The organism is Aquabacterium sp. A08, from assembly GCF_011742065.1.
Map to the genome: position 1 here is coordinate 1 of NZ_JAAQQT010000521.1, position 15447 is coordinate 15447.

The window sequence follows — 15447 nt, forward strand, 5'->3', positions numbered from 1 at the left end:
CCGGCCTGGCTGTACCAGCGCTTGAACTGGGGCAGCAGGCGGGCCAGGTCGCTGCCCGGGTTGGCGTCGGCCATGGCCTGGGCAAAGTCGTCGCAGGTCACGGCCTGGCCGTCGTGCCGCTCAAAGTAGCGCTGCATGCCCCGGGCAAAGCCGGCGCGGCCGCTGGGGTCGGCCGCATCGCCCACCAGGGTCTGCTGCATGCGCACCACCTCGGCGCCTTTTTCGTAGACGGTGACGGTGTAGAAGTTGTTGATCTCGGCGTAGCTGTCGGGGCGCACCGGGTGGGCCATGGGGCCGGCGTCCTCGGGGAACTGGGCGGTGCGCAGCACGCGCACGTCCTCGATGCGCTTGACCGCGCGGGCCGACGGGCTGCCGGCCATGTCCATGCTGAATTCCTGGTCGCGGAAAACCGTCAGGCCTTCCTTCAGGCTCAGCTGGAACCAGTCGCGGCAGGTGACGCGGTTGCCGGTCCAGTTGTGGAAGTACTCGTGGCCAACCACGCTTTCGATGTTGGCGTAATCGGTGTCGGTCGCGGTGGCGGGGTTGGCCAGCACGTACTTGGTGTTGAAGATGTTGAGGCCCTTGTTCTCCATCGCGCCCATGTTGAAGTCGCTGGTGGCGACGATCATGAAGCGCTCCAGGTCCAGCGGCAGGCCAAAGCGCGCCTCGTCCCAGGCGATGGAGGCCATGAGGGAGTTCATGGCGTGCTCGGTCTTGTCCAAGTCACCGGCGCGCACATACACCTGCAGCGTGTGTTCGCTGCCGTTGCGGGCGACGATTTTCTGCTCCCGGTGCACCAGGTTGCCGGCCACCAGCGCGAACAGGTAGCAGGGCTTTTTGTGCGGGTCCACCCACTGGGCGTAGTGGCGGCCGTCGTCCAGGTCGCCCTGCGCCACCAGGTTGCCGTTGCTCAACAACACCGGGTAGGCGGCTTTGTCGGCGCGCAGCGTGACGCTGTAGCTGGCCATCACGTCCGGACGGTCGAGGAAGTAGGTGATGCGGCGGAAGCCCTCGGCCTCGCACTGGGTGAAGAAGGTGCCCTGGCTGACGTACAGGCCCATCAGCTGGGTGTTTTTGGCCGGCTGGCAGGTGGTGAAGATTTCCAGCTCGAAAGGTTCATCGCCCTCGGGCAGTTTTTCCAGCACCAGCTGGTTGCCGTCCAGCTTGAAGCTGGTGCCGGCGCCGTTGACCAGCACCCGTGCCAGGTTCAGGTCCTCGCCGTCCAGGCGCAGCGGCTGGGCCGCGACGCCGGGGTTGCGGCGCAGCCGCATTTTGTTGAGCACGCGGGTCTTGGCCGGGTCGAGGTCGAAGGTCAGGTCCACCGTGTCCACCACAAAGGCGGGGGCGGTGTAGTCTTCGCGCTTCACCACGGCGGGGGCGCCTTCACGCAGGGAGGTCATGGGGGGTCCGTTTCTGCTCAAACGCCTTGCTTGAGCGAGGCTTCGATGAAGGGGTCGAGGTCGCCGTCCAGCACTTTCTGGGTGGCCGAGATTTCGACGTTGGTGCGCAGGTCCTTGATGCGGGAGTTGTCCAGCACGTAGCTGCGGATCTGGTGGCCCCAGCCCACGTCGGTCTTGGTGTCTTCCAGCTTTTGCTGTTCTTCCATGCGCTTGCGCATCTCGAAGTCGTACAGCCGGCTGCGCAGGCGCTGCCAGGCCACGTCGCGGTTGCTGTGCTGGCTGCGGCCGTCCTGGCACTGCACCACGATGCCGGTGGGGATGTGCGTCAGGCGCACCGCCGAGTCGGTTTTGTTGATGTGCTGGCCGCCCGCGCCGCTGGCGCGGAAGGTGTCGGTGCGCACATCGGCGGGGTTGATGTTGATCTCGATGGAGTCGTCGATTTCGGGATAGACAAACACCGACGCAAACGAGGTGTGGCGGCCGCCGGAGGAGTCGAACGGCGACTTGCGCACCAAGCGGTGCACGCCGGTTTCGGTGCGCAGCAGGCCGAAGGCGTATTCGCCTTCGAGCTTGAGGGTGGCACTCTTGATGCCAGCGGTGTCGCCGTCGGTCAGGTCTTCCACCGTGACCTTGAAGCCCTTGCGTTCGCCATAGCGGGTGTACTGGCGCAGCAGCATGCTGGCCCAGTCGCAGGCCTCGGTGCCGCCGGCGCCGGCCTGGATGTCCAGGAAGCAGTTCAGCGGGTCGGCCGGGTTGTTGAACATCCGGCGGAATTCCAGCTTTTCCACGTCGGCCTGGAGGGCGTCGGCTTCCCCTTCGATGGTGGCAATGCCGGCCTCGTCCTCTTCCTCGCGCGACATCTCGAACAGTTCGGTGTTGTCGGCCAGTTCGGAGCTGAGGCGGTCGAGCACCAGCACCACGTCTTCCAGCGACTTGCGTTCCTTGCCCAGTTCCTGGGCGCGTTTGGGGTTGTCCCAGACGGTCGGGTCTTCCAGCGCGCTGGCGACCTCGCTCAACTTCAGGGCTTTGGCATCGTAGTCAAAGATACCTCCGGAGCTCGACCACGCGTGCGCTGAGGTCGGCCAGGCGGGAGGAGAGGGTGTTGAGGCGTTCTGCGTCCATGGGGCGGGTGTCCTGAATTGTCAAAAGGCAAACCGCTATTTTCTCATGGGGGCCCCGGCTTGGGGGCGGGCGGGGGCCGATGGGCTCAAAAACGCCAGCTGGTGCCCACCATGACGGCCGCGGTGCCCAGCAGTTGCACCTCCACGGCGGCCTGTTCGCTCAGGCGGTAACCCACCGCCGGGATCACCACCGGCGAAAAACCGCCCACGTTCAGCGGCACCTTGTCCTTGTGTTCGCCCACGTAGCCGTAGATGACGCCGGCGGTGGCCGAAACGTACAGCCGCGGCAGGGCCGGTAACAGGCCGGGCCAGGTTTTGCCCACAAAGGCGTAGGCCGAAGGCTGGCCGAAGGAGTTGCTGAACAGGCTGGCGCCGCAGAAGCGGTCGCCCGGCAGGCGGCGGCTCAGGCTGAAGGCGACCACTTGCCGGTGGTCGTCGGAGTAGCGCCAGTGGTGGGTGTAGGGCGAGAAGAAGGCCTCGTGGCGCAGGCGCGGGGCGGTGCCGCCCTGGTCCACCGAAGGCTCGGACCAGCCGGGGCACAAGGTCTCGGAGGCCAGGGTCGCCAGGGGGATGCTCAGACCCAGACAGGCGGCCAGTGCCCAGCGGCGCAGGCGGGTGGTGGGGGCCGAGGGGCGGCGGTGGGGAATGGAATGTGCAGCAGTCAAGCCGCCATTGTCCCCCGCAGGCCGGCGCGCGGTCTGTAACAAATGGTCGCGCCGCGCGGGCTTCAGGCCAGAAAGTCTTCGATCAGGCCGGCCACGGCCTGTGGCTGGTCGTGGTGCAGCATGTGGCCGGCGTCGGCCACCACGGCGGTGCGGCAGTTGGGCACGTGGCGCAGGCGCTCGTGGTACTGGGCCAAGGTGTATTCGCCGCGGGTGAACCACTGGGCCAGGCTGTCGTCGGACGCCTCCACCGCCAGCACCGGCGCGGCGATGCGGGCGAACACCTCCAGCACCTCGTCGAGCTGGTAGAGCAGGGCGCTGGTGACCTTGTGGGCCGGGTCGCCCAGCACCTCCCAGCGGCCGTCGGCGTTGCGCGCGGCCCAGTGTTCGGCCAGCCACAGCGCGCGCGCCAGCGGCAGGCGGCGGTTGGTTTTCATCAGGCGCTGGGCCACGCCGTGGAGGTCGTCGTAGGCCTTGAGGGCCAGGTCGCCGCGGTGCAGGGCTTTCAATTCGTCCATCCATTTGGCGTAGCGGCCGGGCGCCTGGGCTGGGCGGGTGGCGGGCATGCCAAAGCCCTCCAGGTTGACCAGGCGGCGTACCCGCTGCGGCCGGATGCCGCCGTACATCATGGCCACGTTGCCACCCATGCTGTGGCCGACCAGGTCGATCGGGGCGTCGGCCGGGCGGCCCAGCTCGGTGTTGACGTGGTCCACCAGCACGTCCAGGTCGGCCAGGTAGTCGGCGAACAGGTAGTGGTCGGCCTCGCCGTAATCGGTGGGGTGCCGGGGTTGTGTCAGGTGCAGGGGGCGGGTCTGGCCGAAGCCGCGCCAGTCGGGGGCCAGCACCCAGCGGTCCTGCGCCAGCGCGTCGACCACGAACTGCCAGGAGGCGGACACGTCCATCCAGCCGTGCACCAGCAGCAGCGGCGCCCGGTCTGGCGTGGGTGTGCCCCACTGGCGCAGGTGGTAGCGCTGTGACCGGAGGGTGACACGCTGGCTGTGGGCGGGGCGCAGGACTTGGTACATACTGGCGATTATTCAGGAGACACGCCATGGCCCGCAGTCAAGGCAGCGACAAAAAACATTACCCGGTCGAGATCGACCATTACCCCGGCCTGCACGCCGGTTTCCGCTGGCAGGTGCCGGAGCGCTTCAACATGGCCGAGGTCTGTTCGCGCCGCTGGGCCGCGCGGCGCGCGACGGCCGGGCAGACGGCGGTGCTGGCCGACGGCCCCGACCAGCGCCCGCAGGCCCACAGCTACGCCGATTTGCAGGCGTCGGCCAACCGGCTCTCCAATGGCCTGCGCCTGCTGGGCGTCAAGCCCGGCGACCGCGTCGCCATCGTGTTGCCGCAGCGCTTCGAGACGGCGGTGGCCTACATCGCCGTGCTGCAGATGGGCGCGGTGGCGATGCCGCTGTCGCAGTTGTTCGGCCCCGAGGCGCTGGAGTTCCGCCTGCAGGACAGCGCCGCGGTGGCGGCCCTGGTGGACCACGCCACCGGCCCGGCGCTGCAGGCGGTGCGCGACCGCTGCCCGGCGCTGCGCCACGTGCTGGGGCTGACCGGCGCCTTCGACACCGAGGTGGTGGACTGGCCGGCGGTGCAGGGCAGCGCGCGCAAGCGCTTCGAGCTGGTGGACACCCGCGCCGACGACCCGGCCGTGCTGATCTACACCAGCGGCACCACCGGCAACCCCAAGGGCGCGCTGATCCCGCACCGCGCGCTTATCGGCAACCTCACCGGCTTCGTCTGCAGCCAGAACTGGTTCGGCTTCCACCCGTGGAACCCGAAGCAGGCGTCCGATGCGGTGTTCTGGAGCCCGGCCGACTGGGCCTGGACCGGCGGGCTGATGGACGCGCTGCTGCCCACGCTGTACTTCGGCCGCCCCATCGTGGCCTACAACGGCCGCTTCTCGCCCGAGGCCGCGTTCGAGCTGCTGCAGCGCCACCGGGTGACCCACACCTTTTTGTTCCCCACCGCGCTCAAGGCCATGATGAAGGCCTGCCCCGAGCCCCGCGGGCGCTACCGCCTGCACTTGCGGGCCATCATGAGCGCCGGCGAGGCGGTGGGCGACGCCGTCTTCGCCTACTGCCAGCAGGAGCTGGGCGTGACGGTGAACGAGATGTTCGGCCAGACCGAGATCAACTACATCGTCGGCAACTGCGCGCGCTTGTGGCCGGCACGGCCCGGCAGCATGGGCAAGGGCTACCCCGGCCACCGGGTGGCGGTGATCGACGACGATGGCCACGAGTGCCCGGTGGGCGTGCCCGGCGACGTGGCGGTGCACCGCCTGGACGTGCACGGCCAGCCGGACCCGGTGTTCTTCCTGGGCTACTGGAACAACGAGGCCGCCACCGCCGCCAAGTTCACTGGCGACCCCGCCGACAGCTGGTGCCGCACCGGCGATCTGGCCCTGCGCGACGCCGACGGCTACCTCTGGTACCAGGGCCGGGCCGACGACGTGTTCAAGGCCGCGGGCTACCGCATCGGGCCGAGCGAGATCGAGAACTGCCTGGTCAAGCACCCGGCGGTGGCCAACGCCGCCGTGGTGCCCAAGCCCGACCCCGAGCGCGGCGCCGTCGTCAAGGCCTACGTGGTGCTGGCGCCCGAGGCCGCCGCCCGCCGCGCCGCCTGCGCCCAGCCCGAACGCGAATTCGACGCCGCGCTGGTGGCCGAACTGCAGGCCCACGTCAAGGGCCGGCTGGCCCCGTACGAGTACCCGAAAGAGATCGAATTCACCAACGCCTTGCCCATGACCACCACCGGCAAGGTCCAGCGCCGCGTCCTGCGCTTGCAGGAAGAGGCCCGCGCCCAGGCCCGCCTGCACCCGGCCTGACGACTCAGCCCCTGCCTTACACTGCGCCCCATTTTCGACACGCACAGCCATGACGACTTCTCTGCCCACCGTGACCCTTGGCCGCAGCGGCCTGCAAGTGCCTCCCATCTGCCTGGGCACCATGACCTTTGGCGAACAGGTCGCCCAGCCCGAGGCCCACGCCATCCTCGACCGCGCGCTGGAGCGCGGGGTGAACTTCATCGACACCGCCGAGATGTACGCGGTGCCGGCCAAGGCCGAGACCTGCGGCGCCACCGAAACCATCCTGGGCGAATGGTTCGCCCGCCGCCCCGGCGTGCGCCAACAGGTGGTGTTGGCCACCAAAGTGGCTGGCCCGTCGCGCGGCATGCCCTGGATCCGCGGCGACCAGTCCGGCCTGACCAAGGCCGAAATCCTGGCCGCCTGCGACGGCAGCCTGCGCCGCCTGCAGACCGAGGTGATCGACCTCTACCAGATCCACTGGCCGGCGCGCAACGTGCCGGTGTTCGGCCAGCTCTACTACGACCCGGCGAAGGACAAGCCCTGCGCCTCGATCCACGAGCAGCTGGAGGCCCTGGGCGAACTGGTCCGGGCAGGCAAGGTGCGGGCCGTGGGCCTGTCCAATGAAACCCCCTACGGCGTGCACGAGTTCGTGCGCCTGGCCGAACAACACGGCCTGCCGCGCGTGGCCACGGTGCAGAACCCCTACTGCCTGCTCAACCGCACGGTAGAAAACGGCCTGGACGAAACCATGCACCACCTGGGCGTGTCGCTGCTGGCCTATTCGCCGCTGGCCTTCGGCCTGCTCAGCGGCAAGTACGACGCCACCGGCATCGACGCGCCCGAGGCCCCGCAAGGCCGCATGGCGCTGTACGACTCGATGAAAAAGCAGCGCTGGGGCCGGCCCGAAGCGCTGGCCGCCGCGCGCCGCTACAGCGCCCTGGCGCGCGAGCACGGCCTGACGCCGACGCAACTGGCCCTGGCGTTCTGCTACACCAAATGGCAAGTGGCCAGCACCATCATCGGCGTCACCTCGCTGGCGCAGCTGGACGAATGCCTGGACGCCTGGGGCACGACCCTGTCGCCCGAACTGCTCAAGGCCATCGACGCCATCCGCTGGGAGTGCCGCGACCCGGCGCTGTGACGGATCGGCCATGGCCAAGAAAGCGCACGTTTCCGAAACCCCCGCCACCGCCTGCCTGAAGGCGCACGGGGTGGCCTACACCGAACACGCCTACGACTACCTGGACCACGGCGGCGCCACCCACAGTGCCGCGGTGCTGGGCCTGGACCCGTTTGCCGTGGTCAAGACGCTGGTGATGCAGGACCAGGACGCCGCCCCGTTGGTGGTGCTGATGCACGGCAACCGCTCGGTGTCCACCAAAAACCTGGCGCGGCAAATCGGTGCCAAGTCGGTGGAGCCGTGCAAGCCCGAGGTGGCGCAGCGCCACAGCGGTTACCAGGTGGGCGGTACCTCGCCGTTCGGCACGCGTAAGGCCATGCCGGTGTACGTGGAGGACACGGTGCTGGCGCTGGAGCGCATCTGGCTCAACGGCGGGCGGCGCGGTTACCTGGTGGGCCTGGACCCGCAGGCGCTGGTGGCGGTGCTGGGCGCGCGTCCGGTGTCCTGCGCCATCGCGCTGCAGGGCTGAGTGGCGCAGGCACAATGCGGCACACAATCAATGGAGAGTGGGTGTATGGCTGAATGGACGGTGCTGTTCGCGGTGGCGGCGGCGTATGCGGTGGGGTCTTTGTCGTTCGCGGTGCTGGTGAGCCGGCTCATGGGGCTGAGCGACCCGCGCACCTACGGCAGCAAGAACCCGGGCGCGACCAACGTGCTGCGCTCGGGCAACAAGGCCGCGGCCGCGGTGACGCTGCTGCTGGACGGTTTCAAGGGCTGGCTGCCGGTGTGGGCCGTGGCCCAGTGGGGCGAGGCCTGGGGCCTGGGGCCCGCCACGCTGGGGCTGGTGGGCCTGGCGGCTTTTCTCGGGCACCTGTTCCCGGTGTTTTTCGGCTTCAAGGGTGGCAAAGGTGTGGCCACGGCCGCCGGTGTGTTGCTCGGCTTTGAGCCTTGGCTGGGCCTGGCGGTGCTGCTGAGCTGGGTGTCGGTGGCGGTGTTCACCCGCTACTCGTCGCTGGCGGCCATTGTGGCGGCGGTGTTTGCGCCGTTCTTCTACCTGTTCGGCGACGGCGTGGCCTGGGACGTGGCCGCGCCGGTGGCCCTGGCCGTGGGAGCGATGGGGGTGCTGCTGCTGTGGCGCCACGCGGCCAACATCCAGCGCCTCATCGCGGGGCAGGAAAGCCGCATCGGCTCCCAGAAAAAGTGACCCGTGGCGGCACCGGCTGGCCTGACCGCAGGCCGGCCGTCCCGGCACCGTCACCGGGGTCGCCCAGGCTCAGTGCCGGCTCAGCGCCACGCGCGACAACTGCAGCAGGCGAGGGTGGTTCAGCCGCACCCGCACGCTGCGGGTGACCAGCGCCGCGGCGATGCCCAGCCCGTCCTCGCCGGTGTCGATGAGTTCGGGTTCCACCACCGGGGTGTCGTGCGCGTCCAGCACCGTGGCCGCCCAGGGCTCGCCCGGCCGGCCGGAACGCCTCAGCACCACCGCCACCCGCTCGTCGGCCAGCCGCACAAAGGTGCCCGGCGGGCAGATGCCCACGGTGCGCAGCAGCGCGTGGCCCACCGCGTCCAGCGCCTGGCCGGCCTTGGCGACCGCGTGGCGGCCGGAGTCGGTCACGCAGCGGCCGGGGCGGGTTTCGCGTGGGCTGATCAGGGCGGCGTAGCGGTCCATGGCCTGCAGGATGCGGGTGGGCAAGGGCAGGTCCGGCCCGCTTTCGTGGTGCTGCTCCACCGTGGCCAGCCACAGCGGGTCGGTCACCCCCAGTTCGCGCAGCCACTGGGCGCTGCGCGCGGCGTGGGTGTCCACCTGGGCGCGCTGCGCGTCCGTCAGCGGGGTGGTCTGTTCGGCCAGGGTGTTCTGCAGCCGGGTCATGGACAGGTTCATGCTCAACGCGGCCAGGGCCAGGCTGTCGCGGGACGCGGCGGGCAGGTGCAGATCGTCGGCCACCAATTGGCACAGCGCCCAGCAGACCATGGCGTGCGAGGCGCTGTAGGCCACGGTGGACGAGGCCGCCAGCTGGAACAGCCAATACAGCGTGCTGTCGGCGTCCAGTTCCAGCAGCTGGCGGGCCTGGCCGTGCAGGGTGCGCAGCCGCCCGGCAAAGTCGGGCTGGGCCTGCGGCGCCAGCAGCAGGGCGGCCAGCTGGGTTTCCAGGTCGGACCACTGCTGCATCCAGTGCTGCATGGCGCCGTAGGCCGGGTCGGGGTGGGCAGAAAAATTCATGGGGCGTCAGTAGCGGGGCTCCAGGGTCATGCGGCCATCTTCGCGCCGCAGGGCAAAGCGCGACAGGTAGCTGTTGCCCAGCAACACGTAAGGCAGCTCGGCGGGCAGCACCACCGCGGCCACGCCAAAACTGGTGTGGCCGCCCAGTTGCACGCTCTGCAGCGACACCTGGTGGCCGATGAGCTCGCCGTTGGCGGTTTTCACGCGCACTTTGGGGCCCGCGCCGAAGTTCAGGCCGATGCGGCGGGCCTGCGCCTCGCTCAGGGTCAGCACGGTGGCGCCGGTGTCCACCAGAAATTGCGCCGGCTGGCCGTTGATCTGCCCCGGGCTGGTGAAGTGGCCGCCGCCATCGGCCAGCAGGGTGATGGCGCGCGGGGCGCTGGGACTCTGGGCCGCCAGCGGGCCGTCCCCCAGGCGCAGGATGCGGCGCTCGCCCTGCACCTCCACCAGCGCGTGGTCGCTGCCCACGGCCAGCACCCGCACGCCGGCGTGGGTCTGGCCGGCAGCAACGAAGCGCGGGGCGCCACCGTCCACCGCCAGCAGGGCGCGCCCGGCGCTCAGGCCCGACAGCGCCACCGCCTGCGCCCAGGCGCCGCTGGCCGCGCCCAGCCAGCCCAGGCCCAGCAGGGTCCAGCGGGCCAGGGCGGTGCGGCGGCGCATGGCGGGTTCGCGTCAGTCGCGCAGGTTCTTGAACGACAGCGGCAGGTCGCTCAGTTCTTTCTTGATGACCGCCATGGCGGCCTGCAGGTCGTCGCGTTTGGCGCCGGTGACGCGCACCTCTTCGCCCTGGATGGCGGCCTGCACCTTGAGCTTGCTGCCCTTGAGGGCCTGCTGGATCTTCTTGCCGTCTTCGGTGGCGATGCCGTTGCGCACCTTGAGCACCTGCTTGACCTTGTCGCCGCCGATTTTTTCGACCTTGCCGGCGTCGATGAAGCGCACGTCCACGCTGCGCTTGGTCAGCTTGTTCTTCAGGATGTCGTCGACCTGGGTGATCTGGAAATCGCTGTCGGCGTAGAGGGTGATTTCCTTGTCCTTGAGTTCCACGGCGGCGGAGCTGCCCTTGAAGTCGAAGCGGGTGCCGATTTCCTTGGCAGTCTGCTCCACGGCGTTTTTCACTTCGACGAGGTTGGGTTCCAGGACGGTGTCAAAAGAAGGCATGGGGTTCGATCACGGATGAGACAATCCGCGCATGTTAGTCGAGAACCACGTGGCGCTCCAGCGCCTGAACACTTTTGGCATCGCCGCGCGCGCCCACCGGCTGGCGCGGGTGCGCAGCGAGGCCGAATTGCAGGCCCTGATCCGCCACCCGGACTGGCGCGCCGACGAGGTGTTCGTGCTCGGCGGGGGCAGCAACATCGTGCTGACCGGCGACCTGCGCGCGCTGGTGCTGAAGGTGGAAGTGGCGGGCCGCCGCCTGCTGCAGGAAACCGACAAAGGCTGGTTGGTGGAGGCCGGCGCTGGCGAGCCGTGGCACGGCTTCGTGGCCTGGACGCTGGCCCAGGGCTGGCCGGGGCTGGAAAACCTGGCGCTGATTCCCGGCACCGTGGGCGCTTCGCCGGTGCAGAACATCGGTGCCTACGGGGTGGAGCTGCAGGACCGCTTCCACGGCCTGGACGCCATCGACCTGGAAACCGGCGAGCCCTTCAGCCTGAACGCGGCGCAGTGCGGTTTCGGCTACCGCGATTCGGTCTTCAAGCACGCCCGTGCCGGCGCACACGGCTTCGGTCTGGCCGGGCGGGCGCTCATCACCCGCGTGCGCTTCTGGTTGCCCAAGCCGTGGCAGCCGGTGCTGGGTTACCTGGACCTGGAACGCAAGATGGCCGAGACCGGCAGCCATGCGCCGTCGGCCCAGCAGGTGTTTGACTGGATCTGCGACATCCGCCGCGCCAAGCTGCCCGACCCGGCCGTCATCGGCAACGCCGGCAGTTTTTTCAAGAACCCCACGGTCACGCCGGAGCAGTGCGCCGACATCATCGGCCGCGACCCGAAGGTGGTGCACTACCCCATGCCGGATGGCAGCATCAAATTGGCCGCGGGCTGGCTGATCGACGCCTGCGGCTGGAAGGGCAAGACGGTGGGCCACGCCGGGGTGTACGAGAAGCAGGCGCTGGTGCTGGTGAACCGCGGCGACGCCGAACACCCCTGCACCGGCGGCGAGGTGATGACGCTGGCCAAGGCCATCCAAACCAGCGTGTACGAGCGTTTCGGCATCCGGCTGGAGCCGGAGCCGGTGGTGGTGTGAGGGGCGGCATGCGGAACACAGCCACGCCGCGGCGCACGCCGTCGCCCACCGCGCGCGCGGTGCTGTTCGGGTTCGTGCTGGCCCTGGCGGTGTACTTCCTGGGGCCGAAAAACACCTTTGGCCCCGACGCCCCCACCCCGCGCGCCGCACCGCCCGAGGTGGCCCAGCTCGACGACTGGCTGGCCCGCGCCGAGGCCGCTTTCCCCGACATCCGCCCGGGCCTGCACAAGCAGGTGCGGTGGCATGGCACGCCGGGGCAGCGCACGCCGTGGGCGGTGGTGTACCTGCACGGCTTCACCGCGTCGCGGCTGGAAACGGCGCCCCTGGCCGACACCGTGGCCCAGCGCCTGGGCGCCAACCTGTTCTACACCCGGCTGGCGGGCCACGGCCGCAGCGCGGAAGCTTTAGGCGAACCCACGGTGCAAGACTGGCTGGCCGACGCGGTGGAGGCCGTCCAGGTGGGCCAGCGCCTGGGCGAGCGGGTGCTGGTGGTCGGCGTGTCCACCGGGGCCACGCTGGCCACCTGGCTGGGCACCCGGCCCGAAGGGCAGGGCGTGGCCGGCTATGTGCTGATTTCGCCCAACTACGGCCCCAAGGACAAAAAAGCCGAATTGATCAACCGACCCTGGGGACGCGAACTGGCGCTGCGCCTGGAGGGCGACACCCGCGGCGAGCCCGACCCCGATGCGGCCCAGAACCACGCCTGGACGCAGGTGTACCCCACCCGGGCCCTGTTCCCCATGATGGCTTTGGTCCAGCACGTGCGCGAAAGCGATTTGTCCGGCCTGCGCGCGCCCGTTCGGGTGTTGTACGCCGAGGGTGACCAGACGGTCGATCCGCAGGAAATCCGGGCGCTGTTCCCGCGCATCGGCGCCGAGCGCAAAACCCTGGTGGTGGTGGACTACAGCGACGCGGTGGGCCAGCACGTGCTGGCCGGGGATTTGCGCGCGCCCAAGGCTACTGAGCGCATGGCGACGGATCTGGTGCACTGGGCCCAAGCGCTGCCCTGAGCGGTGTGTTTCAGTCCGGCGCCGCCTGGCGGGTCGGCGGCGGGCGCTCACCGGCCAGTGTCCACACCAGTCGGGCCCCCAGCAGCGCGATCGCGCCCGCCCCCCAAAAAATGGCCGTGATGCCCACCACCACGCCCGAAGAACCGAACAGCAACGGCATGCAGACGCTGGTGGCGCTCACCGTCATCAGCCGCAGGCCCAGGGCCTGGCCGATGCGGGCGGGCGGGGTGATCTGGTGCAGCAGGCTCAGCACCATGGGCTGCAGCGCGCCCAGTGTCCAGCCCAGCACCAGCGACAGGCCGCCCGCCACCCACGGGTTGGGCGCCAGCGGGTAGGCCGCCAGCAGCGTCGCGGTGGCCACCAGACAGCCGCACATCAGGGTGTGTTCGTGCCAGCCGGCGGTCAGCCGGGGCAGCAGCGGGCGCGCCAGCGCGGCCGACAGCGCGAAGGCCCCCAGGATGACCCCGATCACCGAGGCGCTGAAACCGCGCTCGTGGCCCAGCATGGGCACCACGAAGGCGTGCACGTCCCAGCAGGTGGCGATGGCCCAGGCGGTGACGAGCAGGCGCCGCAGGCGGCGGTCCCCCAGCAGTTCGCGCTTGGCGCCGGCCTGGGGGGCCAGGGCGCTCGGGTCGGCCACTTTTTCGGGCACGCCACGGACCCACCAGCCGCTGGACAGGGCCAGCAGCCCCAGCACGGCACAGGTCCAGCGCAGCGCGGGGCCGTCCAGCGGGGTGTGGCCGGCGTGGTCCAGCAGCAGCCCGGCCAGCACCGGGCCCAGCAAGTTGGCCGCCGGCGGCGCCAGCGACAGCCAGCCCCACAGTTCGCGCCGGGCCTGGGCGTCCAGCGGCACCATGCCGGCGCGCCGGTGCACCGCCACCTGGGCCAGGCCCATGGCGCCGCCCACCAGCAGGGCCGCCACGCCGAAGGCCCAGTAGTCCGCTCCCACGCCGGCCACGGCGGCCCCGGCCACCGCCATGGCCACGGCCAGTCTCCAGGGGCGCTGCAGCCCGTGACGGTCGACCAGCCGGCCCCAGGGCAGGGCCAGCAGCACGTTGCTGGCCGCGAACAGCGCCACCAGCAGGCCGGCTTCGGCGGCGCTGTGCCCGTGTTTCAGGGCATACAGTGGCAGCGCCAGCCGCAGCCCGGTCATGCAGGCGTGCACCGACACCTGGCCCGTGATGAGCCGGGCGAGCATGCCTAGGGTGGCGGTGTCGTGGGTCATTCCCAACAAAAAAGGCCGGTTGCCCGGCCTGCTTCGGCGTCGGCCGTGTTTACTGGCCCAGCTTCAGGAAGTCGTCGCCCTGGCCCAGCGACAGCAGCCCAGCGTTGGAGTACACGCCCAGCTTGGCGCGGGTGTCCACGATGTCCAGATTGCGCATCGTCAGTTGGCCGATGCGGTCCAGCGGCGTGAACGGCGCGTCTTCCACCTTTTCCATGCTCAGGCGCTCGGGCGCGTAGGTCAGGTTGGGCGACTCGGTGTTCAGAATGCTGTAGTCGTTGCCGCGGCGCAGTTCCAGCGTCACCTCGCCGGTCACGGCGCGGGCCACCCAGCGCTGGGCGGTTTCGCGCAGCATGATGGCCTGCGGGTCGAACCAGCGGCCCTGGTACAGCAGGCGGCCCAGCTTTAGGCCGTTCATGCGGTACTGCTCGATGGTGTCTTCGTTGTGGATGCCGGTCACCAGACGCTCGTAGGCGATGTGCAGCAGCGCCAGGCCCGGGGCCTCGTAGATGCCGCGGCTCTTGGCTTCGATGATGCGGTTCTCGATCTGGTCGCTCATGCCCAAGCCGTGGCGGCCGCCGATCTCGTTGGCCTTCAGGATGAGGTCCACCAAGTTGTCGAAGCGCTGGCCGTTCAGCGCCACCGGCACGCCTTCTTCAAAGCGCACGGTCACTTCTTCGGCCTTCACCACCACGTCGTCTTTCCAGAATGCCACGCCCATGATGGGGTTGACGATGCGGATGCCGCTGTTGAGGTGCTCCAGATCTTTCGCTTCGTGGGTGGCGCCCAGCATGTTGCTGTCGGTGCTGTAGGCCTTTTCCACGCTCATCTTGTAGTCGTAGCCGTTGGCGATGAGGAATTCGCTCATCTCCTTGCGGCCGCCCAGCTCGTCGATGAAGGTCTGGTCCAGCCAGGGCTTGTAGATCTTCAGCGCCGGATTGGTCAGCAGGCCGTAGCGGTAGAAACGCTCGATGTCGTTGCCCTTGAAGGTGGACCCGTCGCCCCAGATGTGGACGTCGTCTTCCTTCATGGCGGCCACCAGCATGGTGCCGGTCACGGCGCGGCCCAGCGGGGTGGTGTTGAAGTAGGTGATGCCGGCGGTGCTGATGTGGAAGGCGCCGGCCTGCAGCGCGGCAATGCCTTCTGCCGCCAGTTGCGGGCGGCAGTCGATCAGGCGTGCCTGCACCGCGCCGTAGCCCATGGCCTTGCGCGGGATTTCGTCGTAGTCCGACTCGTCGGGCTGGCCCAGGTTGGCGGTGTAGGCGTAGGGCAGGGCGCCCTTCTTCTTCATCCACAGCAGTGCGGCAGAGGTGTCCAGGCCGCCCGAAAAGGCAATGCCCACTTTTTGCCCGGTGGGCAGTTGTTGCAGGATGGTGGCCATGCGTCAGCTCCCTGAAATCAACCGAAGTGGCAGATGTAGTGGTAAGCCTCGGTCACGCGGATCTCGAAGCTGCTGTTGCCGGGGATGCTGAACTTCTCGCCGGGGCCGGATTTCTGCCAAACGTCGGTGCCGGCCAGTTTGTACTCGCAGCCACCGGCCACGCATTCCATGATTTCCGGTGCGCCGGTGTTGAAGGTCAGGGTGGCGGGCAGCACCACGCCCACCGACTTCTTGGTGCCATCGGGGAAGGTGA

At 69.3% G+C, this 15447-nt stretch carries 16 protein-coding genes; 6 read left to right on the plus strand and 10 right to left on the minus strand.

Annotation, left to right across the window (positions count from 1 at the left end):
- The 4 genes from pepN to HA630_RS03470 all read right to left on the minus strand — a co-directional run.
- The coding region (gene pepN, locus HA630_RS03455) for an aminopeptidase N (protein ID WP_208299947.1) at nt 1-1400 on the minus strand (1400 nt) is incomplete at its 3' end.
- A gap of 17 nt (nt 1401-1417) precedes the next feature.
- Nucleotides 1418-2522 (minus strand): peptide chain release factor 2 gene (gene prfB, locus HA630_RS03460; protein ID WP_166832356.1). Its coding sequence is split into 2 segments (ribosomal slippage): nt 1418-2440 and nt 2442-2522, totalling 1104 coding nucleotides; the frame shifts between segments, so codons are not numbered across the junction.
- A gap of 85 nt (nt 2523-2607) precedes the next feature.
- A complete protein-coding gene (locus HA630_RS03465; protein WP_166832357.1) occupies nt 2608-3186 on the minus strand; it encodes a hypothetical protein in 579 nt (192 codons plus the stop codon).
- A 62-nt stretch (nt 3187-3248) separates the two neighbouring features.
- A complete protein-coding gene (locus HA630_RS03470) occupies nt 3249-4208 on the minus strand; it encodes an alpha/beta fold hydrolase (RefSeq protein ID WP_166832358.1) in 960 nt (319 codons plus the stop codon).
- A gap of 26 nt (nt 4209-4234) precedes the next feature.
- On the opposite strand from HA630_RS03470, the gene HA630_RS03475 reads away from it, so the two are divergent.
- Genes HA630_RS03475 through plsY form a run of 4 tightly spaced genes read left to right on the plus strand, consistent with a single transcriptional unit; the run spans nt 4235 to nt 8322 of the window.
- On the plus strand, nt 4235-6016 hold the full coding sequence (locus tag HA630_RS03475; protein ID WP_166832359.1) for an acyl-CoA synthetase: 1782 nt from the start codon (nt 4235-4237) through the stop codon (nt 6014-6016).
- A 49-nt stretch (nt 6017-6065) separates the two neighbouring features.
- The gene (locus HA630_RS03480) at nt 6066-7139 is read left to right on the plus strand and encodes an aldo/keto reductase (protein ID WP_243855336.1); all 1074 of its coding nucleotides are present in this window, start codon (nt 6066-6068) and stop codon (nt 7137-7139) included.
- 10 nt (nt 7140-7149) lie between these two features.
- Nucleotides 7150-7647, plus strand: a complete 498-nt coding sequence (locus HA630_RS03485) for an aminoacyl-tRNA deacylase (RefSeq protein ID WP_166832360.1) — start codon at nt 7150-7152, stop codon at nt 7645-7647.
- Between the two features lie 45 nt (nt 7648-7692).
- Nucleotides 7693-8322: a glycerol-3-phosphate 1-O-acyltransferase PlsY gene (gene plsY, locus HA630_RS03490; RefSeq protein WP_166832361.1), complete on the plus strand. Its 630-nt coding sequence runs from the start codon at nt 7693-7695 to the stop codon at nt 8320-8322.
- 69 nt (nt 8323-8391) lie between these two features.
- On the opposite strand, the gene HA630_RS03495 is transcribed toward plsY, so the two are convergent.
- Genes HA630_RS03495 through HA630_RS03505 form a run of 3 tightly spaced genes read right to left on the minus strand, consistent with a single transcriptional unit; the run spans nt 8392 to nt 10497 of the window.
- Nucleotides 8392-9339: an HD-GYP domain-containing protein gene (locus HA630_RS03495; protein WP_166832362.1), complete on the minus strand. Its 948-nt coding sequence runs from the start codon at nt 9337-9339 to the stop codon at nt 8392-8394.
- A gap of 6 nt (nt 9340-9345) precedes the next feature.
- Entirely contained in the window at nt 9346-9999 is a 654-nt protein-coding gene (locus tag HA630_RS03500; RefSeq protein WP_166832363.1) for a TIGR02281 family clan AA aspartic protease, read from the minus strand.
- A 12-nt stretch (nt 10000-10011) separates the two neighbouring features.
- Entirely contained in the window at nt 10012-10497 is a 486-nt protein-coding gene (locus tag HA630_RS03505; RefSeq protein WP_166832364.1) for a YajQ family cyclic di-GMP-binding protein, read from the minus strand.
- 31 nt (nt 10498-10528) lie between these two features.
- Between HA630_RS03505 and murB the strand changes: the two genes are divergently transcribed.
- Both murB and HA630_RS03515 read left to right on the plus strand, forming a co-directional pair.
- Nucleotides 10529-11581: a UDP-N-acetylmuramate dehydrogenase gene (murB, locus tag HA630_RS03510; protein WP_166832365.1), complete on the plus strand. Its 1053-nt coding sequence runs from the start codon at nt 10529-10531 to the stop codon at nt 11579-11581.
- Nucleotides 11582-11589: 8 nt separating this feature from the next.
- Nucleotides 11590-12591, plus strand: a complete 1002-nt coding sequence (locus HA630_RS03515) for a carboxylesterase (RefSeq protein ID WP_166832366.1) — start codon at nt 11590-11592, stop codon at nt 12589-12591.
- Nucleotides 12592-12601: 10 nt separating this feature from the next.
- Here the strand turns inward: HA630_RS03515 and HA630_RS03520 are convergent, their stop codons facing one another.
- From HA630_RS03520 to HA630_RS03530, 3 genes are all read right to left on the minus strand, one after another.
- The gene (locus HA630_RS03520) at nt 12602-13816 is read right to left on the minus strand and encodes an MFS transporter (RefSeq protein ID WP_166832367.1); all 1215 of its coding nucleotides are present in this window, start codon (nt 13814-13816) and stop codon (nt 12602-12604) included.
- A 49-nt stretch (nt 13817-13865) separates the two neighbouring features.
- A complete protein-coding gene (argG, locus tag HA630_RS03525) occupies nt 13866-15194 on the minus strand; it encodes an argininosuccinate synthase (protein ID WP_166832368.1) in 1329 nt (442 codons plus the stop codon).
- 17 nt (nt 15195-15211) lie between these two features.
- The coding region (locus tag HA630_RS03530; protein WP_166832369.1) for a pyrimidine/purine nucleoside phosphorylase at nt 15212-15447 on the minus strand (236 nt) is incomplete at its 5' end.